The sequence below is a fragment of the Actinokineospora guangxiensis genome (assembly GCF_042657845.1).
GTDB classification, from domain to species: Bacteria; Actinomycetota; Actinomycetes; order Mycobacteriales; family Pseudonocardiaceae; genus Actinokineospora; species Actinokineospora guangxiensis.
Map to the genome: position 1 here is coordinate 300,264 of NZ_JBHSKF010000005.1, position 25,901 is coordinate 326,164.

Annotated in this window: 23 protein-coding genes and 1 pseudogene; 15 read left to right on the forward strand and 9 right to left on the reverse strand. The window is 72.8% G+C overall.

All coding sequences use genetic code 11. The features are described from left to right. The first annotated feature begins 164 nt into the window (after positions 1 to 164). A complete protein-coding gene (locus ACFPM7_RS13825) occupies positions 165 to 938 on the forward strand; it encodes a hypothetical protein (RefSeq protein ID WP_378247772.1) in 774 nt (257 codons plus the stop codon). A gap of 52 nt (positions 939 to 990) precedes the next feature. On the opposite strand, the gene ACFPM7_RS13830 is transcribed toward ACFPM7_RS13825, so the two are convergent. From ACFPM7_RS13830 to ACFPM7_RS13850, 5 genes are all read right to left on the reverse strand, one after another. Then, a complete protein-coding gene (locus ACFPM7_RS13830; protein ID WP_378247774.1) occupies positions 991 to 2,352 on the reverse strand; it encodes a cytochrome P450 in 1,362 nt (453 codons plus the stop codon). Beyond that, a complete protein-coding gene (locus tag ACFPM7_RS13835) occupies positions 2,349 to 3,332 on the reverse strand; it encodes an enediyne biosynthesis protein (RefSeq protein ID WP_378248010.1) in 984 nt (327 codons plus the stop codon). Before ACFPM7_RS13835 ends, ACFPM7_RS13830 begins: the two co-directional genes overlap by 4 nt. Before the next feature lie 62 nt (positions 3,333 to 3,394). Continuing rightward, a complete protein-coding gene (locus tag ACFPM7_RS13840; RefSeq protein WP_378247776.1) occupies positions 3,395 to 5,335 on the reverse strand; it encodes a CRTAC1 family protein in 1,941 nt (646 codons plus the stop codon). Beyond that, the gene (locus tag ACFPM7_RS13845; RefSeq protein ID WP_378247778.1) at positions 5,332 to 6,321 is read right to left on the reverse strand and encodes a DUF1702 family protein; all 990 of its coding nucleotides are present in this window, start codon (positions 6,319 to 6,321) and stop codon (positions 5,332 to 5,334) included. The genes ACFPM7_RS13840 and ACFPM7_RS13845 overlap by 4 nt, the downstream gene beginning before the upstream one ends. Before the next feature lie 11 nt (positions 6,322 to 6,332). After that, positions 6,333 to 7,304 carry a DUF1702 family protein gene (locus tag ACFPM7_RS13850; protein WP_378247780.1) on the reverse strand — a complete coding sequence of 324 codons (972 nt, stop codon included), beginning with the start codon at positions 7,302 to 7,304 and terminating at the stop codon, positions 6,333 to 6,335. Between the two features lie 293 nt (positions 7,305 to 7,597). Between ACFPM7_RS13850 and ACFPM7_RS13855 the strand changes: the two genes are divergently transcribed. From ACFPM7_RS13855 to ACFPM7_RS13875, 5 genes are all read left to right on the forward strand, one after another. Further along, the gene (locus tag ACFPM7_RS13855) at positions 7,598 to 13,381 is read left to right on the forward strand and encodes a type I polyketide synthase (RefSeq protein WP_378247781.1); all 5,784 of its coding nucleotides are present in this window, start codon (positions 7,598 to 7,600) and stop codon (positions 13,379 to 13,381) included. A gap of 4 nt (positions 13,382 to 13,385) precedes the next feature. Beyond that, positions 13,386 to 13,856: an acyl-CoA thioesterase gene (locus ACFPM7_RS13860; RefSeq protein ID WP_378247783.1), complete on the forward strand. Its 471-nt coding sequence runs from the start codon at positions 13,386 to 13,388 to the stop codon at positions 13,854 to 13,856. A 10-nt stretch (positions 13,857 to 13,866) separates the two neighbouring features. Beyond that, positions 13,867 to 14,433: a flavin reductase family protein gene (locus ACFPM7_RS13865; protein WP_378247784.1), complete on the forward strand. Its 567-nt coding sequence runs from the start codon at positions 13,867 to 13,869 to the stop codon at positions 14,431 to 14,433. Continuing rightward, positions 14,433 to 15,410, forward strand: coding sequence for an NAD-dependent epimerase/dehydratase family protein (locus tag ACFPM7_RS13870; RefSeq protein ID WP_378247785.1), 978 nt, complete (start codon positions 14,433 to 14,435; stop codon positions 15,408 to 15,410). Before ACFPM7_RS13865 ends, ACFPM7_RS13870 begins: the two co-directional genes overlap by 1 nt. An 88-nt stretch (positions 15,411 to 15,498) precedes the next feature. After that, the gene (locus ACFPM7_RS13875; RefSeq protein ID WP_378247787.1) at positions 15,499 to 16,302 is read left to right on the forward strand and encodes a TIGR03084 family metal-binding protein; all 804 of its coding nucleotides are present in this window, start codon (positions 15,499 to 15,501) and stop codon (positions 16,300 to 16,302) included. A gap of 93 nt (positions 16,303 to 16,395) precedes the next feature. Here ACFPM7_RS13875 and ACFPM7_RS13880 read toward each other — a convergent pair whose 3' ends face one another. From ACFPM7_RS13880 to ACFPM7_RS13890, 3 genes are read right to left on the reverse strand one after another with little or no spacing between them, the layout of a single operon-like run. After that, positions 16,396 to 16,992, reverse strand: coding sequence for a winged helix-turn-helix transcriptional regulator (locus tag ACFPM7_RS13880; protein ID WP_378247789.1), 597 nt, complete (start codon positions 16,990 to 16,992; stop codon positions 16,396 to 16,398). A 44-nt stretch (positions 16,993 to 17,036) separates the two neighbouring features. Then, positions 17,037 to 18,389, reverse strand: a complete 1,353-nt coding sequence (locus ACFPM7_RS13885; protein WP_378247791.1) for a sensor histidine kinase — start codon at positions 18,387 to 18,389, stop codon at positions 17,037 to 17,039. Next, positions 18,379 to 19,086, reverse strand: a complete 708-nt coding sequence (locus ACFPM7_RS13890; RefSeq protein WP_378247793.1) for a response regulator — start codon at positions 19,084 to 19,086, stop codon at positions 18,379 to 18,381. Before ACFPM7_RS13890 ends, ACFPM7_RS13885 begins: the two co-directional genes overlap by 11 nt. A 104-nt stretch (positions 19,087 to 19,190) precedes the next feature. On the opposite strand from ACFPM7_RS13890, the gene ACFPM7_RS13895 reads away from it, so the two are divergent. The 8 genes and pseudogenes from ACFPM7_RS13895 to ACFPM7_RS13930 form a co-directional block, all read left to right on the forward strand. Then, positions 19,191 to 19,685: a hypothetical protein gene (locus ACFPM7_RS13895; RefSeq protein ID WP_378247795.1), complete on the forward strand. Its 495-nt coding sequence runs from the start codon at positions 19,191 to 19,193 to the stop codon at positions 19,683 to 19,685. Further along, positions 19,682 to 20,065 (forward strand): SPW repeat domain-containing protein, encoded by a 384-nt coding sequence (locus ACFPM7_RS13900; protein ID WP_378247797.1) that lies wholly within the window; start codon positions 19,682 to 19,684, stop codon positions 20,063 to 20,065. Before ACFPM7_RS13895 ends, ACFPM7_RS13900 begins: the two co-directional genes overlap by 4 nt. After that, the gene (locus ACFPM7_RS13905) at positions 20,062 to 20,385 is read left to right on the forward strand and encodes an STAS domain-containing protein (RefSeq protein WP_378247799.1); all 324 of its coding nucleotides are present in this window, start codon (positions 20,062 to 20,064) and stop codon (positions 20,383 to 20,385) included. Before ACFPM7_RS13900 ends, ACFPM7_RS13905 begins: the two co-directional genes overlap by 4 nt. 61 nt (positions 20,386 to 20,446) lie before the next feature. Next, positions 20,447 to 20,848, forward strand: a complete 402-nt coding sequence (locus tag ACFPM7_RS13910) for a hypothetical protein (protein WP_378247801.1) — start codon at positions 20,447 to 20,449, stop codon at positions 20,846 to 20,848. After that, positions 20,835 to 22,367, forward strand: coding sequence for a sensor histidine kinase (locus ACFPM7_RS13915; RefSeq protein WP_378247803.1), 1,533 nt, complete (start codon positions 20,835 to 20,837; stop codon positions 22,365 to 22,367). The genes ACFPM7_RS13910 and ACFPM7_RS13915 overlap by 14 nt, the downstream gene beginning before the upstream one ends. Further along, positions 22,364 to 23,026: a response regulator transcription factor gene (locus ACFPM7_RS13920; protein ID WP_378247805.1), complete on the forward strand. Its 663-nt coding sequence runs from the start codon at positions 22,364 to 22,366 to the stop codon at positions 23,024 to 23,026. The genes ACFPM7_RS13915 and ACFPM7_RS13920 overlap by 4 nt, the downstream gene beginning before the upstream one ends. A gap of 20 nt (positions 23,027 to 23,046) precedes the next feature. Beyond that, positions 23,047 to 23,229, forward strand: coding sequence for a hypothetical protein (locus ACFPM7_RS13925; RefSeq protein WP_378247807.1), 183 nt, complete (start codon positions 23,047 to 23,049; stop codon positions 23,227 to 23,229). 15 nt (positions 23,230 to 23,244) lie between these two features. Beyond that, positions 23,245 to 23,556 (forward strand): annotated as a pseudogene (locus ACFPM7_RS13930) (GNAT family N-acetyltransferase); the annotation flags it as partial. Here the strand turns inward: ACFPM7_RS13930 and ACFPM7_RS13935 are convergent. Continuing rightward, positions 23,541 to 24,878 (reverse strand): aspartate aminotransferase family protein, encoded by a 1,338-nt coding sequence (locus ACFPM7_RS13935; protein WP_378247809.1) that lies wholly within the window; start codon positions 24,876 to 24,878, stop codon positions 23,541 to 23,543. The pseudogene ACFPM7_RS13930 and the gene ACFPM7_RS13935 overlap by 16 nt on opposite strands. An 88-nt stretch (positions 24,879 to 24,966) precedes the next feature. On the opposite strand from ACFPM7_RS13935, the gene ACFPM7_RS13940 reads away from it, so the two are divergent. Next, complete coding sequence (locus ACFPM7_RS13940) at positions 24,967 to 25,881, forward strand: LysR family transcriptional regulator (protein ID WP_378247811.1); 915 nt, start codon at positions 24,967 to 24,969, stop codon at positions 25,879 to 25,881. The last annotated feature ends 20 nt before the right edge of the window (positions 25,882 to 25,901 follow it).

Genomic DNA, 25,901 nt, shown 5'->3' on the forward strand with positions numbered 1-25,901 from the left:
GTATCCGCGCTTCGCGTACCCATTCTTTTGCCGCGGCGGGAAAGTGGGCATCTCTGGGCATGCGGTGGGGTGCTGAGGGCATCGTCGGAGTGGGAAGTGGACATGCCCAGGTCACGATCGGGTAGCGGTTGTAACAGGCGGTGGTCCGGCGAGATGTACCCGGTATGACTCCAGCGCCACCGCCCAGGTCGCCGGTCACGCCGCTGCGGGTGGGGATCGCCGTCGTCGTCCTGCTGCTGCTGATCTCGGCGGTGGCGACCACGGGCTTCGGCGGGGTGCTGCTGGTGTTGGGTCTGGTCGGCCTGCTGGCTGGCCTCGGCGCCGTTCTCGCAGGTCGCGCCCGGTGGGCGGGGATCGGCAGCCGGGGCAGGGGAGGGGTGGTCGCGGGCTCGGGGCTCGCGCTGCTCCTGGTCGCGGGCGCGATGCTGCCCTCGCCTCCGCAGCAGGTCACGGGCTCGCCGGTCCCGCCGTCCGAAACCACCCAGCAGACGCCGGCCGCGACCAGCACCCCCGCGACCACGACTGCCACTGCGGCGCCGACGACCACCACGAGCGTCACGGCGACGACCACCGCCACGACCACCGCCACGACCACCGCCACGACCACCGCCACGACCATCACGGCGGTGACGACGACGGTGCCCAGCGCGGGCGTGCCGTCGCCTCGGACGGCGCTCAACCCGCCTCGGCCGAGGACGACCACCAAGCCTCCGGTCCGCACGACCACCAAGTCCGCGCCGAAGCCGAAGCCGACGACCACCACGCCGAAGCCGAAGCCTTCGCCGTCCTGCGACCCGTCCTACCCCACCATCTGCATCCCCCTCGGCGGCCCCGACCTGAACTGCCCGGACATCAAGTACCGCAACTTCACGGTTCTTCCGCCCGACCGCCACGGCTTCGACCGCAACAAGGACGGCATCGGCTGCGAAAGCGGGTGAGCACGGCTGGAAGGCCGTCCCCCGACGGGAAACGGCCTTCCAGGTCCGTGCCTCACACCTCGGTGGCCACCATCGGCAGGCCGCCGCCCATGCGCAGGGACAGCATCGGCTCCGGCTTGGGCTGGTGGCCGGGGACGACCTCCATCCGCAGTTCCCGGTAGATCATCGAGAGGACGAAGCCGGCCTCCATCATCCCGAGGTGGTTGCCCACGCAGAAGCGCGGACCCGCCCCGAACGGGATGTAGGCGTAGCGGGGCCGGTCGTGCTGCACGTCCGGGTCGAAGCGTTCCGGGTTGAAGCGCTCGGGCTCCTCCCAGTACGCCGGGTGGCGGTGCAGGGTGTACGGGCACACCATGACGTCCGAGCCCGCCGGGATGTGGTAGCCGCCGACCTCGTCGGCCTCGATGGCGTTCCGCGTCAGGATCCACACGGGCGGGTAGAGGCGCATGGCCTCCTCCAGCACCATCGACGTGTACTTGAGGTTCCGCAGGTCCTCGTACACCGGCGTGCGGTCGCCCAGGACCGCGACGGCTTCCTCGTGCAGCTTCTGGGCCACGTCCGGGTTCTGGCTGACGCACCACATCGCCCAGCCGACCGTGCTCGCCGTCGTCTCGTGCCCGGCGAGCAGCAGCGTGATCAGCTCGTCGCGCATGCGGGTGGCGGCGACGCGGGGGTCGCTCTCGCGGCTGGTGGACTCGATCAGCCGCGAGATGACGTCGTCCGGCGGGTCGACCGGGTTGGCCTTGCGGAACTGCACCAGCCGGTCGACGATGCCGAACAGGTCCGAGCGCGCCTTGCGGAACTCGCGCTGGCCCTTGAGGGGCAGCCACTTGGGCACCAGGCCCATCGTCTCCATCTCGAACATCGCCTGGTCCTGCACGGCCTCGAAGGAGTGGCCCGCCGACTCGAACGCCGTGAGGTCGGCGTCCAGGAGCGTGCGGCCGAGGACGCCCAGGGTGAACTCCGTCAGGGAGTCCAGGACGTTGATCGGCTGCCCGCCCGAGCCCGCCGCCTTCAACCGGGTGACGAGCTTGGCCGACTCCTCGATGATGGTGTCCGCCTGCCCGGCGATGCGCTTGTGCTGGAACACCGGCCGGATCGTGCGCCGCTGCTCCTTCCACAGCTCGCCGTCGCTGGTGAGCAGGCCGTCGCCGAGGGCGCGTCGGGCTTCGACGTAGCCGATGCCCTTGCGGTAGTTCGCCCCGTTGTCGGCCAGGATGTGCTTGGCGTGGTCGGGGTGGTTGAAGTAGTAGAGCGTCTTGGGACCGATGGCCACCCGGACCGCGTCGCCGTAGGTCGATGCGGCAGTGGACATCAGGGTCAGGCGGTCGCCCGCCAACTGCTTGAGCAGGCTGAACGTCGCGCTGCGCGGGGGACCGGGGGGCACGCGGCCCGGGGTGGCCTTCGGGCTCATGCCGCCTTGCCCTCCACCTTCTCCGACGACGGCGGAGCGACCGGCGCGGGCGCCAGCGGAACGGCCGGGGCGAGCACCGCGTTCTTCTGCGACAGGTGGATCGTCCAGTGGTACATGCCGCGGATGAAGCAGACGATCGCGGTGGCCAGGAAGATGGTGTACGCGACGTGGGCGACCATCAGGATGCCGTAGACCGCGGCCACCCCGCCACCGAAGATCAGCTGCGCCCCGGGCTTGGACGGTGTCGTACCCGGGTCGGTGATCATGTAGTTGGTGAACAGGATGAACGCGACGCCGGTCATCATGGCCAGCGCGGCCGGGATGGACGTGTCGAAGAAGACCCCGCGCAGCACGGCCTGCAGGGCGAACCCGCCGACCCATCCCGCGATGAGCCACATCCGGCCCGTCAGCTTCCCGTTGATCATCGTGCCGCCGATGATGACCAGGCCCGGGATGATCCAGTCGGCCCAGCCGTACAGGTTCTCGGTGAAGTGGTACGGCGGGGCGATGCTGCCCCACGGGAACAGCACCAGGATCACCGCGATGCCGAAGTTCGACGGGTTCATGTAGTGCCGGACGCGGCCCTTGATCGGCACCCGCAGCACCCACTTGGTGCCCACGGCCACCACCACGCCGAAGATGAGCACCCAGAGCTGGTCGTTGACGTAGATCAGCATGTTCATCGCCAGCGCGGTGATGTGCGCCGGGTACAGGAACTCGCGGAAGCGCTTGAACCCGCCGCCGGAGTACTGCGGCGCCCGGCCCTCCACGCGCGAGCCGACCTTCTCCAGCACCAGCTCGGTGGTGTAGCCGACGGCCAGGGCGATGAACGGCCACAGCCACGGCTGCTCGAAGCCGAGGAAGATGTACCCGGCGATGTTGAAGATCGAGATCGAGATGGCGAAGTTGCGCAGCGCGATCGTGACCTTGGGGTCCTTGCGGGGCTTGGGCGCCTCCGCCTTGGCCTCGCCGCCCGCTATCGCGGTGACGGTGCCTTCGGGCTTGCCGTCGGAGGTGTTGTCTGGCTTGTCGGACACGGTCCTCACTTCTCCTTCGCCTGCGTGCCCAGCACCAGGTCGTGGGTACCCGGGGCCAGCCTGAGGTCCTGGGTGCGGATCTCACCGGAGCGGTCGCGCCAGGACAGGTGCACCTGGACGGGGCCGGTCTGCTGTCCGAGGCCGAAGTGGACCTCGTTGCTGCGCTTGCCGGAGTGCCCGCCGCCGCCGTCGACCTTGCCGATCTGGCGCTTGCCGTCCGCGGTGGTGACGGTGACCTTCGCGCCGACCACCGCCGAACCGGCGCCCGGCAGAGTGCCCTCGGTGATCCCGGCCTCGTGGGTCAGGCGCAGGTTGAGGTAGGCGTTGTCGGTCTCGGCCATGTTGCAGTAGAAGACCGGCTGGTCCCACTGCCGGGCCACGGCCAGGTCGAGCTTGCCGTCGCCGTCGGTGTCGGCGGTGGCCAGGCCGCGGGTCGGCACCGGCACGTCCAGGCCGAGCTGCCCGGCGACGTTCTCGTAGCGGTCGCCGTTCTTGACCCAGAAGTGCAGGCGCTGGTTGCCCGCGATGTCGTCGCCGAGGGTGACGTTCGGCCAGGCCTCCGGGTGGCGCAGCAGGGTGTCGTTGGAGGAGGCCAGCTCCTGCAGCTGCGGCCAGCGGTTGGTCTCGCCGCGGACGAAGCCGGTGGCCTGCACGATGGCCACGTCGCCGCGGTTGTCGAAGTCACCGGTCTTGACGTCCCAGCCCCAGCCCGACCACGCGGTGCGCTGCGGGCCGCTCTCCTCGGAGTACGGCGCCTTGCCGTCGAGCAGCTGCTCGCGCAGCTCGGCGGGGGAGTCGGCCTGGGCGAGGTAGTGGAAGTTCGACTCCTCGATGCCCCACGAGGTGGTGATGTTGGAGACGAAGAAGTCCAGCACGCCGTTGCCGTCGAGGTCGGCGAAGTCCACGCCCATGCCCTTGAACGAGTCGTGGCCCAGCTGCTTGGACTTCGGGGTGATCGGCGAGCGGGTGTCCACGACCTGCTCGAAGCGCAGGTTGCCCGGCGTCGAGCGGTTGTGCAGCAGGTGGTCGGTGCCGAAGTCGTTGCCCAGGTACAGCTCGGGCAGGTGGTCGCCGTCCAGGTCGGCCGAGGCCGCCGAGAGCTCCCAGCCCTTGGACACGTCGATCGGCAGCACGTCCGGCACCATCCGGAAGTCGCCGGACTGGTCGCCCAGGTTGAGGAAGAAGTAGTCCTCGCCACCGTTGTAGCCCCGGGACATCGAGTCGTTCATCTCGACGCCGCCGTGGACGTTCGGGTTGAGCACCGGGCCGTGCGGGAAGTAGTTGGTGATGAGGATGTCGTAGTGGCCGTCGCCGTCGAAGTCCTCATAGGTCACCGCGTTGCTGTTCCACTGCGGGCCGTCGTAGTCGCCGGGGTAGTTGCCGGGGACCAGCTCGGTCGGCGAGTAGGTGTGCTCGCTCATCCCGTCGGCCTCGGGGTTGGCGATGAACACGATCGGCGTGCGGCCCCAGTAGTAGACCAGCAGGTCGACGCGGCCGTCCTCGTTGAAGTCGCCGGGCAGGCAGCCCATCGGGGCGATGTAGGGGTTCATCGCCAGCGGCGCCTCGTCGAGCGCGAACGGCGCGTAGCGCGTGCCGTTCTTGTCCGGCGCGGGCGCCACGATGGTCTGGTCCGTGCGCACGTCGACCAGGCACAGGTCGTTGGGCAGACCGTCGCCGTCGAGGTCGTTGAGCGCCACGGCCGCACCGACGGAGGAGATCCACGCGTCGATGTGCTTGTAGCGCTGGTTGACCTGCCGGATCTCCTGGTGCTTGGCGCCGTGCGGCAGCGAGATCGACATCGGCACGAACTTCTGGTTGCCCACCGCCTTGCTCAGGTCCTCGGCCGAGGACGTGGGCAGGCGGGCAACCAAGAACAGCCCGGCCATCAGGGCCAAGGCCAGGATTCCGGGAAGCTGCCTGCGCAGCCAACCGCCTGACGTGGTCATCGACTGACACCTCCAAGATGGACGAACTCGTTGGCGATCCGCCGCCGCCAGACTTCAAACGTGGGCAGGCCGTCGGTCATGGCGACCGGGCCCAGGTCGGCCTTGATGCTGAGGCACACCTCGGCGGCCTCTTCCGGCGTCATGTCGCAGAAGATCCGCGCGGTCTGCTCGGTGTGCGGCACGACGAGACCGGCGCGCACCCGCGCCTCGGTGGCGAACGCCGCGCCCTGGGCCAGCGAGGGCCGGTGCGGCCCGGCCAGCTCGCCGAGCTTGACCAGCTCGTCGTCGTCACCGCCGCAGGCGTAGCTGGCCGCCAGGCCGGTGCCCGCCCACAGGTCGGCGTGCCGGGTCTCGGGGAAGCGCCGGATCAGTCCGGCCACGACCTCGGGGTCGGTGCCGCCGATGAACCACATCGCGCGGCCGATGCCCTGGTCGATGGCGTTGGCCGTGTACCCGGTCGGGTCGTCGGCGGGCCAGGGGAAGCGCGCCTCCTGGAACTGGCCGTCGACGTACTTCTTGGTCTTGAAGTACGCCTGGTGGAAGCCGTAGCCGTCCAAGACCAGCCAGCGCAGCACCGGGTCGTACTTGTCGGACTTCGGCCAGGCGAAGCGCGGCACGCGCGCCATGGCCCAGCCGATGCCGACCAGGATCAGGTAGTTGTGCGGGTCCCCGGGACCGGCCAGGAACTCGTCGTTGAGGTCGGAGCGGCCCAGCGGCAGGCCGTCGCGCACCCCGAAGCCCATGCCCGCGCCCTCGTAGGCGAACCCGCGGAAGCGTGGCGGGATCTGGTCGAGGCGGTCGGCGCACTCCTGCACCGTGGCCGCCTCGGCCGCGTAGGCGTAGCCCTCCAGGAACCGTGTGCCGACGGTCTCCAGGAGGTCTTGGGCCTCCGGGCTCTTCTTGTGGAATCCCCGGACGTCCAAGGACGTCTCGGAGACGTCCGGGGTCAGGATGCGCCGCCGCAGCGAACGCCAACGCGTGCCCAAGGCTTCTCCCCTCACGATTGGAGTCGCGCGCGGATGGCCGCGCGCCACATCTCGTAGGCGGGTTCGCCCGCCGGTCCAGCCGCGTGCGTCTCGGTGCTGTCGGCGATCTCGATCGCCTGCTCGACGGTCAGGCCCGTCAGCCCGTCCAGCGCCGCGACCGAGTGCTCGGGCAGGTGTCCGCTGTGGTGCCGGGCCTTGATGGCGAAGATCACGCCCAGGCCGAGCTGGTCGGCGTGCTCGCCCGCCTCGGTGCGCAGCCACCGCAGATCCTCTGTGGACGCACCACCGGCGAAGGTGGCCGCCAGGCCGACGCCGCTCCACAGGTCGGCGTGGCGGTCGGCGTCGAAGGCCGAGAGCGCCTTGACCACGTGCGCGGGCCGCCCGCCGTCGATGAACCACAGCGCCCGCCCGACGCCCTGGTCGAAGGCACGCGCGAAGTACTCCGGCGACCCGTCCCAGTCATACGGCTTGGGCCTGCGCTGCTGCTCCACCCACGTCCTGGTGTGGAAGTAGGCCTTGTCGAAGCCGTACCCGTCCACGGCCAGCCAGCTCATCGTCGGGTGGAACGGCGACCCCGTGAGGTCCGGAATCGCCTTGCGCCACACCGGCCGCGGCAGCCGCGCGAGCGCGAAGCCGACGCCGATGTAGGTCAGGAAGATGTGCGGGTGGCCGGAGCCCAGCAGCAGCGAACGGGTCCGCCCGCTGCGGCCCGGCATCACATCGCGCACGACCGCGGCCATGGCCGCGCCCTCGTAGGCGAAGCCGCGCTGGGTGGGCTCGACCAGCTCCAGCCGGCGCTCCAGCTCCCACTCGCTCCGTGCTTCGATCCCCCATTCAAAGCCGCATATGACGGCCTGTGGAATCGCTTCCAAAGTGGCCGCGGCGGGCGACTCCGCGCCCGGGAAACCACGACCGGCGAACGTCACATCGCGCAGCGACGGCGCAAGCGCCAGCTTGCGCAGCGCGCCGAGAAATCCAGGCATGTGCCACCCCGCTTTCCTCGCCCAATCGTCCGGTCGGGTGGAACGGGCCCGCATCTCTCGTGTTGCGGGCAACCTGCGATAACGCCGGAATCCACCGGCACACGGGGAGAAGACAGGACGATCGCGGTCAGCCAGTCTGAACCGCAGGCACCGCCCGCGATTCACGACCAAACGCGGACGCGGGGTATCGCCAGTGCGCCCGCCGCGGATCACGCGGGCCGGGAGTCGGCGTTCGGTCGGAGGAGTCGGATGCACACCAATTGGGTCGATGTCGGGCCAGAGGCGGTGACGGTATGAGCAGGGAACGGATCGCGATCGTCGGTATCGGCCTTCGCTATCCCGATGCGGGTTCGACCAGGGAATTCTGGGAGAACGTGTTGTCCGGGCGGCGGGCGTTCCGCAGGTTGCCCGATGTCCGCATGAACCACGCGGACTACTACTCGCCGGACCCGCACGCGCCCGACCGGTTCTACTCCGGCAAGGCGGCGGTGCTGCGCGACTTCGAGTTCGACCGGCTGCGGTACAAAGTGGCGGGCAGCACCTTCCGCTCCACGGACCTCACCCACTGGCTCGCCCTCGACGTGGCGACCGAGGCGCTGGCCGACGCGGGGTTCGCCGAAGCCGAGGGCCTGCCGAAGCACACCACCGGCGTGGTGATCGGCAACAGCCTCACCGGCGAGTTCTCCCGCGCCAACATCATGCGCGTGCGCTGGCCGTACGTGCGGCGCACCGTCGCGGCGACGCTGGCGGCCAAGGGCTGGGGCGACGAGGAGACCGCGGCGTTCCTCAAAGACCTTGAGGTGCAGTACAAAGCGCCGTTCCCGGTGTTCGACGAGGACACCCTCGCCGGCGGTCTGGCCAACACCATCGCCGGGCGCGTGTGCAACCACTACGACCTCGGCGGCGGCGGGTTCACCGTCGACGGCGCGTGCTCGTCCTCACTGCTCGCGGTCGCCAACGCGGCCAAGGCGCTGGCCGACTACGACCTCGACGTCGCCATCGCCGGCGGTGTCGACCTCTCGATCGACCCGTTCGAGGTGATCGGCTTCGCCAAGACCGGCGCGCTGGCCAAGACCGAGATGAAGGTCTACGACCGCGACTCCAACGGCTTCTGGCCGGGCGAGGGCTCGGGCATGGTCGTGCTGATGCGCGAGTCCGACGCGATCGCCAAGGGCTGCCGCATCTACGCCTGCATCACCGGCTGGGGCATCTCCTCCGACGGCAAGGGCGGCATCACCCGGCCCGCCGCCGCCGGGCACCGCCTGGCCCTGGAGCGCGCGTACAAGATCGCGGGCTACGGCGTGGAGACCGTGTCCTACTTCGAGGGCCACGGCACCGGCACCGCCGTCGGCGACGCCACCGAGCTGGAGGCGCTGTCCGGTGCCCGCCGCGACGCCGACCCGACCGCCCGCAAGGCGGCGCTGGGCACGGTGAAGGGCAACATCGGACACACCAAGGCCGCTGCGGGCGTCGCGGGTCTGATCAAGGCCACGCTCGCCGTGCACAACCAGGTCATCCCGCCCGGCACCGGCCAGAAGGCCGCGCACGAGCTGCTGACCGCCGACGACGCCACCCTGTACGTCCCGCTCGCCGCCGAGGCGTGGCCGGGCGAGATCCCGGCCCGCGCGGGTGTCTCGGCGATGGGCTTCGGCGGCATCAACACCCACATCGCCATCGAGCAGGCCGCCGGGGAGACCCGCCGCGCCGAGGTGCCGCGCCGCGTCACCGCGCTGGTGGCGGGCCGCCAGGACGCCGAGGTGCTGCTGTTCGACGGCCGCGACGCCGCCGAGCTGACCGAGCACGTGCGCCGGGTCACCGCCTACGCCTCGAAGCTGTCCTACGCCGAGCTGACCGACCTGGCCGGCGGCCTGGCCGCCGAGCTGGGCGGGCACCGGGTGCGCGCGGCGGTCGTGGTGTCCTCGCCGGAGGAGGCCGACCGCAGGCTCACCTCGCTGCTGGCCTCGCTGGAGGCGGGGGAGACCGAGCTGTTCACCCCGGCCGACGGCCTGTTCCTGGCCTCGGGTGCGGGTGACCCGCGCATCGCCTTCCTGTTCCCCGGGCAGGGCTCCGGGCGCGGCGCGGTCGGCGCGATCCGCCGCCGCTTCGCCGCGGCCGAGGAGATCTTCGCCGCGGGCAACCTCCAGGTCGGCGGCGACCAGGTCGCCACCGAGGTCGCGCAGCCGCGCATCGTCACCGGCTCGCTGGCCGGGGTGCGCGTGCTGTCCGGGCTGGGCATCGAGGCCGACATCGCCACCGGCCACAGCCTCGGCGAGCTGACCGCACTGGCCTGGGCGGGCGCGCTCGACGGCGCGGGCTTGCAGCGTCTGGCCCGCATCCGCGGGCAGGTCATGGCCAACGCCAGCCAGGGCGGCGGGACGATGGCCAGCATTTCCGCCGACCCGGACACCACGCGGCGGCTGATCGCCAAGCACGAGGTCGTCATCGCCGGGTTCAACAGCCCGGAGCAGACGGTCATCTCCGGCGCCGAGGCCGAGGTCGACGCGGTCGTGGCCAAGGCGGCGGGCATGGGCGTGCAGGCCGCGCGCATCCGCGTCTCGCACGCCTTCCACTCCCCGCTGGTCAAGCCCGCCGCCGACGGAATGGCCGCCCACCTGGCCGACTGGGACTTCGCCACCCCGGCGAAGGCGGTCGCCTCCTCGGTGAGCGGCGCGCTGCTGGACCCGGCCGCCGACCTGCGCACGCTGCTGGTCGATCAGGTGCTGGAGCCGGTGCGCTTCACCGAGTCGGCCACCGTCGCCGCCGACGGCGCGGATTTGGTCGTCGAGGTCGGCCCCGGCCGGGTGCTGACCGGGCTGCTGTCGGCCATCGCCCCGAAGGCGCGCGTGCTCGCCCTCGACACCGACAGCGCGTCCCTGGTGCCGCTGCTGACCGTCGTCGGCGCGGCGTTCGCCTTCGGCGCGCCGGTCGACACCGCGGCGCTGTTCGCCGACCGGCTCGTCCGGCCGCTGCCGGTCGACGGCGAGATGACCTTCCTGGCCAGCCCCTGCGAGGCCGCGCCCGAGCTGGACGCGCTGCTGGCCGAGGACGCCAGGGTCGCCTCCGGCGAGGAGGCCGCCGGGTCGGCCGCCACCAGCGGGGAGTCCACGCTGGACATCCTGCGCAGGCTGGTCGCCACCCGGGTGGAGATGCCGCTGGAGGCCGTCACCGCCGAGACCTACCCGCTGGACGACCTGCACCTCAGCTCCATCGCCGTCGGGCAGGTCATCAACGACGTCACCCGCGAGCTGGGCATCCCGGCGCTCGGCGCCACCGCCAGCTTCGCGACGGTCAACCTGGGCGAGCTGGCCAGGCTGATCGACGAGCTGGCCGCCACCGCCCTCGCGGGCGACGGCGCGGGCGACGAGATCACCGGCGTCGCCGCGTGGGTGCGCCCGTTCGCCGTCGAGTACGTGCCCCAGCACGGCAGCCTCACCGGCGTCACCGGGGCCACCGAGGGCGCCTGGACGGTGCACAGCTCGCCGGAGCACCCGCTGGCCGAGCCGCTGCGCGCGGCGCTGGCGGGCGCGGGCATCGGCGACGGTGTGCTGCTGGTCCTGCCCGAGGACGGCTCCGGCAGCGTCGCGGAGTTCCTGGCCGCGGGCCAGGAAGCCGTCGCGGGCGAGGACGGCGCGCGGTTCGTCGTCGTGCAGAGCAGGCTCGGCGCGTCCGGCCTGGCCCGCACCCTGCACCTGGAGAACCCGGCGGTGCGCACGACCGTCGTCACCGTCCCCTCGACGGAGACCGACATCGCGGGCACCATCGCCAAGGTCATCGGCGACACCGCGGCCACCAAGGCGTTCACCGAGGTGCGCTACGAGGCCGACGGCACCCGCACGGTCCCGGTGCTGCGCCCGGTGGTCCCCGCCGCCGACGCGCCGACGGGCTCCCCGCTCGACGGCGGCGACGTGCTGCTGGTGACCGGCGGCGGCAAGGGCATCACCGCCGAGTGCGCCCTGGCCATCGCCCAGGACTCCGGCGCGGCGCTGGCGCTCATGGGCCGGGCCAGGCCCGCCGAGGACACCGAGCTGTCGGAGAACCTGGCCCGCATGCGTGCGGCCGGGGTCCGCTTCCAGTACGCCTCGGCCGACGTCACCGACGTCGACGCCGTGCGCGCCGCGGTCGGCGCGCTGGAGGAGGAACTGGGCCCGATCACCGCCGTGCTGCACGGCGCGGGCCGCAACGAGCCCACCGCGCTGCCCAACCTGGGCCTGGACCAGTTCACCAAGACTCTCGCGCCGAAGATCGACGGCCTGCGGGCGGTGCTCGACGCGGTGGACGCCGACCGGATCAAGCTGCTGATCACCTTCGGCAGCATCATCGGCCGGGCCGGTCTGCGCGGCGAGGCGCACTACTCCACCGCCAACGACTGGATGAGCGAGCTGACGGTCCGCTTCGGCGAGGAGCACCCGAACGCCCGCGTGCTGGCGCTGGAGTGGTCGGTCTGGTCCGGGGCGGGCATGGGCGAGAAGCTCGGCGTGGTCGAGGCGCTCATGCGCGAGGGCATCACGCCGATCTCCACCGAGAACGGCATCGCCGTGCTGCGGTCGGTGCTCGCCGACCCGGCCATCGGGCCCGTGCTCGTCGTCTCCGGGCGCTCGGGGGAGGCCCCGACGGTGCGCATGGACAAGCCGGAGCTGCCGCTGACCCGGTTCGTCGACCAGATCCTGGTGCACTACCCGGAGGTCGAGCTGATCACCGAGGCCGACCTGGCCGCGGGCAGCGACCCCTACCTGGACGACCACCTGCTCGACGGCGACCTGCTGCTGCCCGCCGTGCTGGGCATGGAGGCCATGACCCAGACCGCGGCGGCGGCCAGCGGCCGAGACGGCGCGCCCACCCTGGAGGACGTGGAGTTCCTGCGCCCGATCGTGGTGCGGCCCGGCGCGTCCACCAAGATCCGCATCGCGGCGCTGGTGCGCGACACCGACACCGTCGACGTGGTGATCCGCAGCCAGGAGACCGGCTACTCCACCGACCACTTCCGGGCCACGCTGCGCCTGCCGCGCCCCGAGCTGGTCGACTCCGGCGACGCCGGTCTGCCCGACCTGCCGGTGGTGCCGATCGACCCCAGCACCGAGCTGTACGGCGGGGTCATGTTCCAGGGCAAGCGGTTCCAGCGCGTGCTGAGCTACCGCAAGTCCAGCGCCCGGCACGCGGTGGCCGAGCTGGCCACCAGCACCCCGGCGCCCTGGTTCGCCGCGTACCTCTCCCAGGAGCTGCTGCTGGCCGACCCGGGCACCCGCGACGCGGTCATGCACGCCATCCAGTGCTGCGTCCCGGACGGGACCCTGCTGCCGCAGGGCATCGAGCGGCTGCACCTGTCCGAGCGCCGAGCCCAGGACGTCCCGTTCGTCGTGATGGACGCGCGTGAGCGCTTCCAGGACGGCGACAGCTACACCTACGACGTCGACGTCCGCACCCCGGACGGCGAGCTGGTGGAGCGCTGGGAAGGCCTGGTGCTGCGGTCGGTGCGCAGCCGCAACGGCGAGGGCCCGTGGGTGCCGCCGCTGCTGGGCTCCTACCTGGAGCGGTCGCTGGAGAAGGTGCTCGGCGGGAGCCGGACGGTCGTCGTGGAGACCGACCCGGCCACCGGCGGGGACCGGCGCGCGCAGACCGAGCTGGCCGCCAGCCGCGCGCTCGGCCGCGTCGCCGGGGTCCGGCACCGGCCCGACGGCAAGCCCGAGGTCGACGGGGCCGCGATCAGCGCCTCGCACGGCGCGGGCGTCACCCTGGTGGTGACCGGCGGCGGGCGGATCGGCTGCGACGTCGAGACCGTCACCGCGCGCACCGAGCAGGACTGGGCCGGGCTGCTGCACGGCGCCCCGCTCGGCGTGCGCGACCTGCTCGTCGCCGAGGCGGTCGACACCGCCGACGTGGCCGGGACGCGGGTGTGGTCGGCGCTGGAGTGCCTGCGCAAGGCGGGCGAGACCAGCCAGGCGCTCACCCTGGAGCGCGTCGAGGCCGACGGGTGGGTCCTGCTCGCCGCGGGCGACACGCGGATCGCCACCTGGGTGACCACCCTGAACGACCGCGCGGAACCCGCGGTGTTCGCGGTGCTTGCCGGAGAGGAGGGCTAAGGGGATGAGTGACGGCTATTACGAGATCCGGCACACCGTTGGGTTCGAGGAGACCAACCTCGTCGGCAACGTGTACTACGTGAACTACCTGCGCTGGCAGGGCCGGTGCCGGGAGATGTTCCTCAAGCAGAAGGCGCCGTCGGTGCTGCGCGAGGTCCAGGAAGACCTCAAGCTGTTCACGCTGAAGGCCGAGTGCGAGTTCTTCGCCGAGATCACGGCGTTCGACGAGCTGTCGGTGCGGATGCGCCTGGACGAGCTGACGCAGAGCCAGGTCCAGTTCAGCTTCGACTACGTCAAGCTGCACGAGGACGGCCAGGGCGAGACGCTGGTGGCCCGCGGGGTGCAGCGCATCGCCTGCATGCGCGGTCCCAACACCGCCACCGTGCCCTGCCGCGTCCCCGCGGACCTGCGCCGGGCGCTCGCGCCGTACGCGGGGCCGAACATCTCGTCCAAAGCACTGGCCGACGTCGCCTGATGGAGGACCTGTGAGCAACGACGGAAAGGGGCGGCACCTGTCGGCCGCCCCTTCCCCGGCCGCGTCGGCCCCGACGCCGGGGGAGCTGCGCGGGGTGATGGGCCGCTTCGCCACCGGCGTCACGGTGATCACCGCGGCGGGGGAGCACGGTCACGGCATGACCGCCAACTCCTTCACCTCGGTGTCGCTGGAACCGCCCCTGGTGCTGTGCTGCGTGGCCTTCACCGCGCGCGGGCACGCCGCCATCACGAACGCGGGCGGCTACGGGGTGACGGTGCTCGGTTCCGAGCAGCGCGACCTGGCCCGCTACTTCGCTGACAAGCTGCGGCCCTTGGGCGCGGCGCAGTTCGACGGCGTCGCGCACACCCCCGGACCGCTGACCGGCGCGCCGCTGCTCGACGGCGCGCTGGCCTGGCTGGAGTGCGAGCTGGTGCAGACCCACGACGCGGGCGACCACTCGATCTTCGTCGGCCGGGTGCTGTCGGCGCGCACCGGTCCGGCGCAGCGCCCGCTGGCGTTCTACGAGGGCGGCTTCCGCGACCTCGACGGCGGCTCGGCGCTGCCGCGGAGCGCCTGATGCTCGTCGCGGTGACCGGCGGGACCGGTTTCCTCGGCGGGCACGTCGTCGCCGCGCTCCGGCGGGCGGGCCACTCGGTCCGCCTGCTGGCGCGCGACGCCGCCGCCGTGCCGTCCGATGTGGACGTCGTCTTCGGTGACGTGCTCAACCCCGGCGCGGTGGCCTCGGCCGTCCGCGACGCCGACGCCGTGCTGCACGCGGCCGGGGTGTACTCCTTCGACAGCCGCCGCAAGTCGGCGATGGCGGCGGTGAACGTCGAGGGAACCCGGATCGTGCTCGACGCGGCCGCGTCGGCCGATGTCGGCCGGGTCGTGCACGTGTCCACCTTCGGGGCGCTCTTCGCCCCGGGGGTGCGCTCGGTCGGGCCGGATTCCCCGGTCGGGCGGTCACGGCAGCCGTACCTGGCCTCCAAGATGGCCGCCGACCAGCTGGCCCGCTCCCGCCAGGAGCGCGGCGAGCCGGTGGTGATCGCCTATCCGCCCGCCCTGCTGGGACCCGGCGACGACCGCCTGGGCGACCAGACGACCCGGCTGCGCGCCGTGCTCCGCGGCCTGACCCCGATCTGGCCGCGCGGCGGCTTCGGCGTCGGCGATGTCCGCGACAACGCGGAGATGGCGGTGTCGCTGCTCACCGCCGCCACCCCGCCGGCGCGGGCGTTCGGGCCGGGGGAGTACGTCAGCACGGGTGAGTACCTGTCCGCGCTGCGCTCGGCCACCGGCCGCGGGCTGCCCGCGCTGCGGCTGCCCGCCGCGTCGCTGCTGCCGGTGGGCGCGCTGGCGGATCTGGTGCAACGGCTGTGGCCGTGGCAGATCCCGGTGCAGCTCGGCGCGATCATCACCTGCCTGCGCGACACCGCGATCGAGGCGCCACCGGGCCGCCCTTTCCCCGACACCGTCACCGACACCGTCCGCTGGCTGCACTCCCGCGGCCTGCTCACCGACCGCCAAGCGGGCACGGCGGCCCTGGTGCCCGCCTGACCCGGCGCCGCAACGGCGAAGACGACACCACGCCCGCCGCACACGATGCTGAGGGACGAGCCCCCAGCCCTGCCGAAAGGACCCACCGGTGTCCGACACGAACCCCGTCATCGCCGCCCTCACCGCGGACGGCGCGGCCTTCGACGCCCTGGTCGCCGACCTCCCCGAAGCCGCCTGGGCCACCCCGACCCCGGCCCCCGGCTGGACGATCGCCCACCAGGTCGCCCACCTGGCCGCCACCTTCCGCCTGGCGGGCCTCGCCGCCGCCGACCCGGCGGGCTTCGGCAAGCTGGCCTCCACCCTGAGCCCGGACTTCGACGCCAACGTCGTCGGCGCCATGGCCCCGTTCCTCGCCCTGCCGCCCGCCCAGCTCCTCGGCGCCTTCCGCGCCGAGCGCGACCGCTCGATCGAAGCGCTGGCAGCCGTGCCGGGCGACCAGGTCGTCCCGTGGCTGGTCCGCCCGCTGCCGCCTGCCGTGCTCGCGTGCGCGGGCATGATGGAGCTGTTCGGCCACGGCCAGGACATCGCCGACGCGCTCGGGGTCCGTCGGGTGTGGACGGACCGGCTCCAGTTCCTCGTCGGCTTCTCCGTGCGTGTCTGGGACTTCGGCTACCTCGCCCGCGAACTGCCCGTCCCGGAGACGGAGTTCCGCTTCGAGATCACCGGCCCCTCCGGAGCGGTGTGGACCTTCGGCCCGGAGGACTCGGTCAACCGCGTCACCGGCTCCGCCGAGGACTTCCTCCTGCTCACCACCCGCCGCCGCCACCACCTGGACCTCGACGTCACCGCCACCGGCCCGGACGCCGAACCGTGGCTGGTCCTCGCCCAGTGCTACCGAGGCCCGGCGGGCGACGGCCGCAGGCCCGGCCAGTTCGAGTCCAAGGCCGCCTGACCCACGGGCGGGCGGCCCAACCGCCGCCCGCCCGCCCGCTCGCTGCCTGCCGTCCGATCCACCCCATCGGACCCAGCACCACCAGCGGAACGATCAGCCCGAGTACCGACTGGTGCCGATCCACCCCACCGCCGCCCGCACAGCCATCCGATCCCCCATCAGGTGCAGCGACCCGTCATCCAACGCGTCCAGCCACCGCCGATGCCCCAACCAGATCGACGACAGCGTCGTCACCGCACACCGGATCGTCACCGCGATCGGCAGCCCAGGATCGCGGTCGGCAGCCGAAGCCCCAGCCCGGGAGAGCGTCAACCACCACCGCCGAGGCGGCGGCCCATCGGTGAACTCCACCACCACCGACACCGGCCGCGCGGGCAGCGACTCCGAATCGGTGTTCCGCGCGATGTCATAGACCAACAACCCCGGATCAACATCCTTCGGCCCAGGAGCAGGCAACCACCGCCCACTCCACGCCCCCAGGAAGTCCACCACCGCCCGCAGCTCACGCCCCGCCTCGGTCAGCCCGAACCCCGACGGCCCTCGCGTGATCAGTCCCGCCGAGCGCAGCGACCGCAGTCGGGTGACCAAAGTGGACACCGTCAGCCCCGGTAACCCGCGCGCGATCTTGTCCACCTCGCCGGGTCCGTGCAGCAGCTCTCTGATGATCAGCAGCGTCCACGGCTGGGCCACCAGCTCAGCGGCTCGGGCGACGGGGCAGTGCTGTTCGTAGCGTTTCACCGGGTTTCTCCCAAGGGGAGGGTCACGGTGAACCGCGCCCCTCCGGTCGGTCCGTCTCCGCACACGACCGCGCCGCCGTGCGCGGTCACCGTTTCGGCCACCAGGGCCAGGCCGAGGCCGGTGCCCCCGGACGATCCGCGCGCGGCCTGTCCGGTGGCGAAGCGGGCGAACACCCGCTCGCGCTCATCGGCAGGCACGCCGGGGCCCGCGTCGTCGACCTCGATGACGGCGAGGCCGCCCGTGGCGTGCAGTCCGACGGCGGCCGCGCCGCCGCCGTGGCGGTCGGCGTTGTCGAGCAGGTTGGTCACCGCGCGCACCAGTGCCAGCTTGCGGCCGAGCACCACCACCGGCTCCGGGGCGTCCAGCAGGTCGGCGGGGCGGCCGGTGGCGGTGAGGGTGTTGGCCAGCAGCGCACGCAGCTCCAGGGCCTCCACGTCGCCGGAGTGCAGGCCCGCCTCGGCGCGGGCCAGGGCGAGCAGGTCTTCGAGCATGCCGCGCAGGTGGTCCAGCTCGGAGGTGACCAGCGCCAGCGCGCGCTGGCCCCGCTCCGGCAGCTCGTCGGCGTGCCGCCGCATGACCCCGACGCTGGTCACCAGCGTCGTCAGCGGGGTGCGCAGCTCGTGGGTGACGTCGCCGACGAAGCGGCGCTCGCGGGAGATGCGCTCCTGCAGCGAGTCGACCATGGCGTTGAACGAGCGCACCATGGGCGCGAGGTCGCGGTCGCCGTCCTCGGGCAGCCGCGAGTCCAGGTTGCCCGAGGCGATGCTCGACGCCGTCCCCGACAGCGTCCGCAGCGGCGCCAGCACCCGCCCGCTCGCCCAGCGGCCCAGCAGCGCCGCCCCCGCCGTCGCGGCCAGCGCGCTCAGGATCAGCACCGTCCCCAGCACCCGGATCGTGGCCTGCAACTCCGCCGCCGGGGTGAACTCGTAGTACGCCGACCCGTCGGCCATCGGCACACCCGCCACGATGTACGGCTGGTCGCCCACCGTCACCGGCAGTACCCCGGCCTTGTTCTCGGCGACCAGCTTGCGCAGCGAGTCCGGCGGCAGGTCCGGCGGCTCGTCCCCCGACGCGCTCAGCCACCGGCCGCGCTGCTCCAGCACCAGGGTCGTCCCCGACGGCGGGTCCACCGACCCCAGCGCCTGCTCCGCCGTCGCCCCCGGCACCGCCATCCTGCTCGCCACGAAGTCGGCGTCCGCCCTGGCCAGCCGCTGCGCCGAGCGCTCCCGCTGGTCGGTCAGGTAGCCGCGGGCGATGGCGAACACCGCCACCGCCATCAGCAGCGACAGCAGGGCCCCGCCCACGGCGAAGGTCAGCATGACCCGCCCGCGCAGCCCGCTAACGGACATCGAGGCGGTAGCCGAGGCCGCGGACGGTGACCACCGTGCGCGGCTCCGACGGGTCGGACTCGACCTTGGTGCGCAGCCTGCGCACGTGCACGTCCACGATCCGCTCGTCGCCGAAGAAGCCGCGGTCCCACACCCGCTCCAGCAGCGCCTGCCTGCTCAGCACCCGGCCCGGCTCCTCGGCCAGCTCGCACAGCAGCCGGAACTCCGTCAGTGTCAGGTGCAGCTCGGCCCCGCCACGGCGCACCACGCCCGCCGCGGGCGAGAGCACCAGCCCGCTCGCGGCGTCGAGCACCAGCTCGGGGACCGCGGCGGGCGCGGCGGTGGCCGCCCTGCGGCGCAGCGCGCGCAGCCGGGCGGTGATCTCCTTGATCTCGAACGGCTTGGTCACGTAGTCGTCGGCGCCCGCCTCCAGCGCGGCCACCACGTCGTGGGTGTCGGCGCGGGCGCTGACGACGATGATCGGCAGGTCGCTGTCGCGCCGCACCTGCCGGATGCAGGTGAAGCCGTCCATCCCGCCGAGCATGAGGTCGACCACCATCATCTCCGGCGGCCCCGAGCGGCGCACCGACTCCAGCGCCGTCTCCGCGTCCGGCGCCTCGGTGATCGAGTAGCCCTCGTCCTCCAGCGCCAGCCGCAGGGACGCGCGCACCCTGTCGTCGTCCTCGACGATCATCAGTCGCACTCCCACCGGCCCCATGCTGCCCTAGCCGGGAGCCCGGACCAGCGCCGCAAGCCGGTCGTCACACAACCGCAAAGATCTCGACCGGCCGATCTCAACACGACCGGACGACCCTGGACACCATGACGGGGACGATCGACGCGAGGACCACCGTCCTGCTCGCGCGCGAGGCGCTGCTGCTGTGGCCGAGGGGGGAGTCCCACCAGGTAGACCCCGCCGTCGCCGATCTCTGGCCGGTGTTCGCCGTGGTGGTCGACGACCGGGACCTGCGCCGCGCCCCCGGCGGGCGGAGCCTGCGCGGCCGCGTGGACGGGCGCAGCGCGTTCACCCTGCTCGACGGCGTCGCCCGGTGGGACGTGCTGGCGGGCGACACGCCGCTGCTGTCGCTGTCGGTGCGCTCCAGCGCCCCGGTGCGCATCTCCCTCGACCTCGTCCTGCCCGCCCACTCGCTGCTCGGCGAACTGGACCGGCTGGCCGCCGGGCCCACCGTCGGCATCACCACCGCCTCCCGCGCCGAGGCGCTGGGCTCCGGCGCCGACGTCCGCGCCGCGCTGCGCGCCCTCGCCCTGGCCCGCAGCGCGCCATCACCCGACGTCGCCCTCCTGGCGCAGCGGTGACCAGGCGCGTCCCGGCCGCGGCCGTCCAGGTCCCCGGCCTGGTCAGCGGGGTGCTGATCGTGCTCGGCGCGTGGCTGCTCGTCTTCTCCGTCACCGGGGTCTACGGCGCCGACAGCGGCTTCGACGCGCCCTGGGGCGACCGGATCGCGGGGGCGGCGGCCGTCGTCACCGGCGTGGTCAGGGTCAGCGCCCGCATCCGCCTGCGCACCGCCTCCGGCCTGGCCGGGGCCGTGGGCCTGTGGCTGGTGGTCAGCCCGTTCGTCCTGGACTACGGCTTCGGCGCGGACACCGCCACCGCCATCACCACCGACCTGCTCGCGGGCACCGCGCTGGCCACCCTGGCCGCCGTGGAGCTGGTCGGGGCGAGGATCACCGCGTGAACGGTCCCGCCCAGCTCACGGTGAGCCACCTCGCCACCGAACACGTCCACCGGGTGACTGCCGGCGGCGAGGTCGACTACCTCACCGCGCCCCGGCTCGCGGCGGTGTTCGACGCGCTGCCGGTGACGGAGGGCACGACCGTCGAGGTCGACCTGGCCGAGGTGCCCTACTGCGACTCCGCGGGCCTGGCGGTGCTGGTCAGGGCGCTGCACCGGGTGACACGAGCGGGTGGTCGGCTGCGCCTGGTGGCGGTCGACCCCCGGGTGCGGCGCACACTGGAGACCACCGGGCTGGCCGAGCTGTTCGGCGGACCGGGGTAGATGAGGGAATCCTCATCTGCGCTTCATCTGCCCCCGGCGGCGGCGCGGAGAGGATCGTCCCATGTCGCTGAGTCCCCGCACGGCCGTGCTCGTCGCGGTCATCGCGCTGCCTCTCGGCGCCGCCGCGGCCAGCTACGCGCTGTACGAGGAGACGTCCCCGGACGTCCCGGCCCAGGTCCGCATCGGCGAGGTGCGCGACGGCCGTCCGCTGGAGCCGGGGGCCGACCTCACCACCAGCCCGACAGCGCCCGCGACGACAGCGCCAGCCACCACGTCGCCTGCCACGACGTCACCGGCGGCGAAGCCGACCACGAAGAAGCCCGCGCCGCCGCCCACCACCCGTCCCCGGCTCGTCACCCCGCCACCGCCGGTCGTCGGCGGCGGCGATGACGATGACGACGACTGGGATGACGACGACGGCGACGATGACGGCGGGGACGGCGGGGACGATGACGACGACTGACCGCAGACCGGAGGTGGGCGTGCCCCCGGAACCCGCCCCCCAGGCGAGCGGGGCGGACCGGACCGTGGTGGACGGTCCGCCCCGCGTCGCCGCCCGCCGCTGGCTGGTGCCCGCCCGCGCCCGCATCATGGGCTGGATGCTGCTGCTCATGGCGGTGGTGTCGCTGACGGTCACCGTCGTCACCCGCAACCTGCTCATGCAGCGCGTCGACGTCGAGGTCTCCGCGGCCCTGCAACAGGAGATCCAGGAGCTGGAAGAGGTCGCCAGGGGCGGGGTCGACCGGGCCACCCAGCAGCCGTTCCAGGATGTCTACGAGCTGCTCTACAACCACCTCCAGCGCCAGTTCCCCGACGACGACGAAGTGCTCGTCGGCTGGGACGGGACGCCGGAGACAGGCAGCCCGCTTCGCCAGACCAGGGCCGAGCCCTTCCCCCTCGCCGACCGCCTCGACGTGCTCAGGTCCGTGCTCGTCTCCCCGGTCAACAGCGGTTCGATCGAGACCGACGCCGGTGAGATGCGCTGGGTGAAGGTCCCGATCATCCATCCGACGAACCCCGACGACGTCGGCGCGTTCGTCGTCGGCTACTTCATCGACCGCGACCGCGCCGAGGTCAACCAGACCATGCAGACGCTGATCCTGGTCAGCCTGCTCGGCCTGCTGTTCGCAGGCATCGCCGCGTGGGTCATCGCCGGGCAGATCCTCGCGCCCGTGCGGCTGGTGCGCCGCGCCGCCGCCGAGATCACCGAGCACGACCTCACCCAGCGCATCCCGATCCACGGCAAGGACGACATCGCCGCGCTGTCCGAGCAGTTCAACGCCATGCTGGACCGGCTCGAACAGGCCTTCGCCGCGCAGCGGCAGTTCGTCGACGACGCCAGCCACGAGCTGCGCACCCCGATCACCATCGTGCGCGGCCACCTCGAGCTGATGGGCGACGACCCGGCCGACCGCGCCGCCGTCGTGCGGCTGTGCACCGACGAACTCGACCGGATGAACCGCATCGTCGCCGACCTGCTGCTGCTGGCCAAGTCCGAGCGCCCCGACTTCGTGCGCACGGCGCCGGTCGAGATCACCGAGCTGACCAGCGACATCTACGCCAAGGTCCGGGCCATCGGCGAGCGCGACTGGCGGCTGGAGGCCATCGGGGAGGGCGTGGCCCACGTCGACCAGCAGCGTGTCACCCAGGCCATGGTCCAGCTGGCGCAGAACGCCGTGCAGCACACCCGCGACGGTGACGAAGTCCTGATCGGATCGTCCATGATGGAGGGGCGCATCGCGTTCTGGGTCACCGACCACGGCCCCGGCGTGCCCTACGCCGACCAGGGCAAGATCTTCGACCGGTTCAGCCGCGGCTCCACCGGCGGCGCGCCGGGGCACCGCACCGGGGCCGGGCTCGGCCTGGCCATCGTCTCGGCCATCGCCGAGGCGCACGGCGGCGTCGTGCGCCTGGTGTCCACCCCCGGCGAGGGCGCCTCGTTCGGCATCGATCTGCCCGCCTACCGAGGAGGACCGAGGTGAACCGCATCCTGGTCGCCGAGGACGAGGAGCGCATTGCCGCCTTCGTCCAGAAGGGGCTGACCGCCAACGGCTTCGCCACCACCGTCGTCGGCGACGGCCCCGCGGCCATCGACTACGTGCTCACCGGCGGTTTCGACCTCGTCGTGCTCGACATCGGCCTGCCCGGCCGCGACGGCTTCAGCGTGCTGCGCACCGTCCGCGAGGCCAAGGTCACCACCCCGGTGATCATCCTGACCGCGCGCGACTCGGTGCACGACACCGTCGCGGGCCTTGAGGGCGGCGCCGACGACTACATGACCAAGCCCTTCCGCTTCGAGGAGCTGCTGGCCCGCGTCCGGCTGCGCCTGCGCGCCGCCGACCGCACCCCGGAGGTGACCGTGCTGCGCGGCGGCGACCTGTCCCTGGACCTGCGCACCCGCCGCGCCCAGGTGGGCAACCGCACCGTCGACCTGACGGCGCGGGAGTTCGTGCTGCTGGAGCTGTTCCTGCGCCACCCCGGCCAGGTCCTCTCCCGCGAGCAGATCCTGTCGCACGTGTGGGGCTACGACTTCGACCCCGGCTCCAACATCGTCGACGTCTACGTGCGCGCGCTGCGCCGCAAGATCGGCGCGGAGCGGATCACCACCGTGCGCGGCATGGGCTACGCGTTCGGGCGCTGAGCGCGTGCTTTGATGGGCGCGTGATCGCCCCCATGGACCCGGCGGGCCTCGTGTCCGCCGTGGAAGACCTGGCAGAGCTGCTGCGCGACGCCACCGACGGCGGCTCGTCGGTCGGCTTCCTCGCCCCGCTGCCGCCCGCGGACGCGAAGGCGTGGTGGCTGGCGCTGGTTCCCGCCGTCGCGGCGGGCGAGGTGCGGCTGTGAGCGGCCCGCTCGGCCGGGCGCGTGGTGGGGACCGTCCAACTGCGACCATCGATGATGCCGAACGGGAGACATCGCGCCGAGCTGGCCAAGCTCGTGGTCCACAGCTCGGTGCGCGGGCAGGGAGTCGGGCGGGCGCTGCTCACCGCCGCCGAGGACGGGGCCAGGGACGCGGGGCTGACCCTCCTGGTGCTCGACACCGAGGAGGGCAGCGCCGCCGAGCCCCTCTACCGCTCGCAGGGGTGGACGGAGTCCGGCCGCATCCCCGACTACGCGGCCGATCCGCGCGGGGTGCCGCGGACGACGGTCTACTTCTACCGCAAGCTCTGACCGGACACGACGTCGCCGATGGCCTGGTCGAGGATGTCCAGGCCCAGCGCCAGCTCGTCCTCGCTCGCCGTCAGCGGCGGGGCGATGCGGAAAACCCCGCCCATGCCCGGCATCTGCACGATGTTCATGTGCAGCCCCAGCTCCAGGCAGCGGCGGGTCACCGCCGCGCCCAGCACGTCGGAGACGCGCTTGCTCTCCCGGTCCTCCACCAGCTCCAGGCCGACCAGCAGCCCGCGCCCCCGCACGTCGCCGACGACCTCGTGCTTGAGCGCCAACCGGTCCAGGCCCGCGCGCAGCAGACCCCCGAGGTGCCGGGCGCGCTCGTCCAGGCGGTCGCGCTCCAGCACGTCCAGCACCGTGTTGCCGACGGCGGCCACCAGGGGGTCGGAGACGTGGGTGGTGAAGAACAGGTAGCCGCGCTCGTGCGCGCGGCCCTCGATCTCGGCGCTGGTGATCACCGCGGCCAGCGGCAGGCCCGCGCCGAGGGTCTTGGACAGCACGAGGATGTCGGGGACCACGCCGTCGCGCTCGAAGGCGTACCAGGTGCCGGTGCGGCACAGTCCGGTCTGGGCCTCGTCGAGGATCAGGAGCATGCCGCGCTCGCGGCACTTGTGCGCCAGGGCCGCGAAGTAGCCCGGCGGCGGCTCCAGCACGCCGCCGGAGGACAGGATCGGCTCGACCAGGCAGGCCGCCAGGTTGCCGGTGGACTGCGCGTCGACCATCTCGAAGGCGAAGTCCAGCTGGCGGCGCCAGTCCAGGGAGCCGTCGTCGGCGGTGAAGTCCGGGCGGTAGGTGTTGGGGGCGGGGATGGCGATGTTGCCGGGCGCGGCGGGGCCGTAGCCCTTGCGGCCCGCGCTGTAGGTCGCGCCCGCGGCGGCCTGGGTCATGCCGTGCCAGGAGCGGGCGAAGGCGACGACCTCGTGGCCGCCGGTGACGAGCTTGGCCATCCGCAGCGCCGCCTCGTTGGCCTCCGCGCCGGTGGTGAGCAGCTGCGCCTTGGCCAGCGGCTCCGGGAGCGTCCCGGCGAGCCTGCGCGCCAGGTCCACCACCGGGCGGCTCAGCATGCCGCTGAACAGGTGGTCGAGGGTGCCGACCTGGCGGCCGACGGTGGCGACGATCTCCGGGTGCGAGTGGCCGAGGATCGCGCTCATCTGCCCGGAGGTGAAGTCGAGGATGCGGCGGCCGTCCTCGGTGACGACGAAGCTCCCCGCCGCGCTCGCGATGATCTCGGGGGTGAAGGTGCCGCCGTAGCGGACCAGGTGGCGGTCGACGTCGGCCCAGAACGCGGCCGTGCCGGTGGATTCAGTGGTCGGAGCAGCCATGGGGCCGACGCTACGGCCGCGGCGAGCGTCAGGTCCATCTCACGATTCCGACTGTGCTGTTCGGCTGATCCGAACAACAATGGGGGACGTGCTGAACCCGTGGCGGCTGCGCCTGCTGAGCCAGCTCGACGCCCTGGGCACCGTCCGCGCGGTCGCCGAGGCGGTCAACCAGAGCGCCTCCAGCGTCTCCCAGCAGCTCTCGGTGCTGGAGGCGGAGGCGGGCACGCCGCTGCTGGAGCGCACCGGCCGCCGGGTGCGGCTCACCCCGGCCGGTCAGGTGCTGGCCCGGCGGGCCAGGGCGATCCTGGACCACCTGGCCGCGGTGGAGGCCGAGCTGCGCGGGCTGGGGGAGGAGCCCGCGGGCCTGGTCCGGCTCGGCGCGTTCCAGAGCGCCATCCACACCTTCGCCGCCCCCGCCGCCGCCCGCCTGGCGCGCAGCCACCCGAACCTGCACGTCGAACTGCTGGAGTTGGAGCCGCACGACGGCATCCCCGCCCTGCGCCTCGGCGACGCCGACATCGTGATCACCATGCCCGACCACGTCGGCGTCGCGCTCGGGCCGGACGTCGAGGTGGTGCCGCTGGCCGTGGACCAGGTCGTCCTGGTCGTGCCGCCCGAGCGCGCCGCGGCGGGCCCCGCCGACCTGGCCGACCACGCGGGCGAGCCCTGGGCCTTCGACGTGCCGGGCTCCTACATGGCCACCCTCGCGATGCGGCTGTGCCGCCAGGCCGGGTTCGAGCCGAGGGTGGCCAGCCGCTTCGGCAACCACCTGCTGACGCTGCAGCACGTCGAGGCGGGCCGCGCCGTGGCGCTGCTGCCCGCGCTCGCCGTGGACAGCCGCTTCCGGGTCGCGACGCGCGAGTTGACGCCCGCGGTCACCAGGACCATCGCGGCGGTCCTGCGCCGGGGCACCCGGCCGCGGCCCGCGGTGGACCTCGTCCTGGAGGCGGTGCGCAGGCTGCCCGCCCCGCTCGGGGTGCGCCCGCAGGCCGGTGAACCTTAGGCAAGCAAACGACTTCCCGC

Excerpts from the sequence above, each read along its gene's own strand:
- ACFPM7_RS13825 (WP_378247772.1), top strand. The coding sequence starts at position 165 with ATGACTCCAGCGCCACCGCCCAGGTCGCCGGTCACGCCGCTGCGGGTG.
- ACFPM7_RS13830 (WP_378247774.1), bottom strand. The coding sequence starts at position 2,352 with ATGAGCCCGAAGGCCACCCCGGGCCGCGTGCCCCCCGGTCCCCCGCGC.
- ACFPM7_RS13840 (WP_378247776.1), bottom strand. The coding sequence starts at position 5,335 with ATGACCACGTCAGGCGGTTGGCTGCGCAGGCAGCTTCCCGGAATCCTG.
- ACFPM7_RS13850 (WP_378247780.1), bottom strand. The coding sequence starts at position 7,304 with ATGCCTGGATTTCTCGGCGCGCTGCGCAAGCTGGCGCTTGCGCCGTCG.
- ACFPM7_RS13855 (WP_378247781.1), top strand. The coding sequence starts at position 7,598 with ATGAGCAGGGAACGGATCGCGATCGTCGGTATCGGCCTTCGCTATCCC.
- ACFPM7_RS13860 (WP_378247783.1), top strand. The coding sequence starts at position 13,386 with ATGAGTGACGGCTATTACGAGATCCGGCACACCGTTGGGTTCGAGGAG.
- ACFPM7_RS13870 (WP_378247785.1), top strand. The coding sequence starts at position 14,433 with ATGCTCGTCGCGGTGACCGGCGGGACCGGTTTCCTCGGCGGGCACGTC.
- ACFPM7_RS13885 (WP_378247791.1), bottom strand. The coding sequence starts at position 18,389 with ATGTCCGTTAGCGGGCTGCGCGGGCGGGTCATGCTGACCTTCGCCGTG.
- ACFPM7_RS13890 (WP_378247793.1), bottom strand. The coding sequence starts at position 19,086 with ATGGGGCCGGTGGGAGTGCGACTGATGATCGTCGAGGACGACGACAGG.
- ACFPM7_RS13895 (WP_378247795.1), top strand. The coding sequence starts at position 19,191 with ATGACGGGGACGATCGACGCGAGGACCACCGTCCTGCTCGCGCGCGAG.
- ACFPM7_RS13910 (WP_378247801.1), top strand. The coding sequence starts at position 20,447 with ATGTCGCTGAGTCCCCGCACGGCCGTGCTCGTCGCGGTCATCGCGCTG.
- ACFPM7_RS13915 (WP_378247803.1), top strand. The coding sequence starts at position 20,835 with ATGACGACGACTGACCGCAGACCGGAGGTGGGCGTGCCCCCGGAACCC.
- ACFPM7_RS13935 (WP_378247809.1), bottom strand. The coding sequence starts at position 24,878 with ATGGCTGCTCCGACCACTGAATCCACCGGCACGGCCGCGTTCTGGGCC.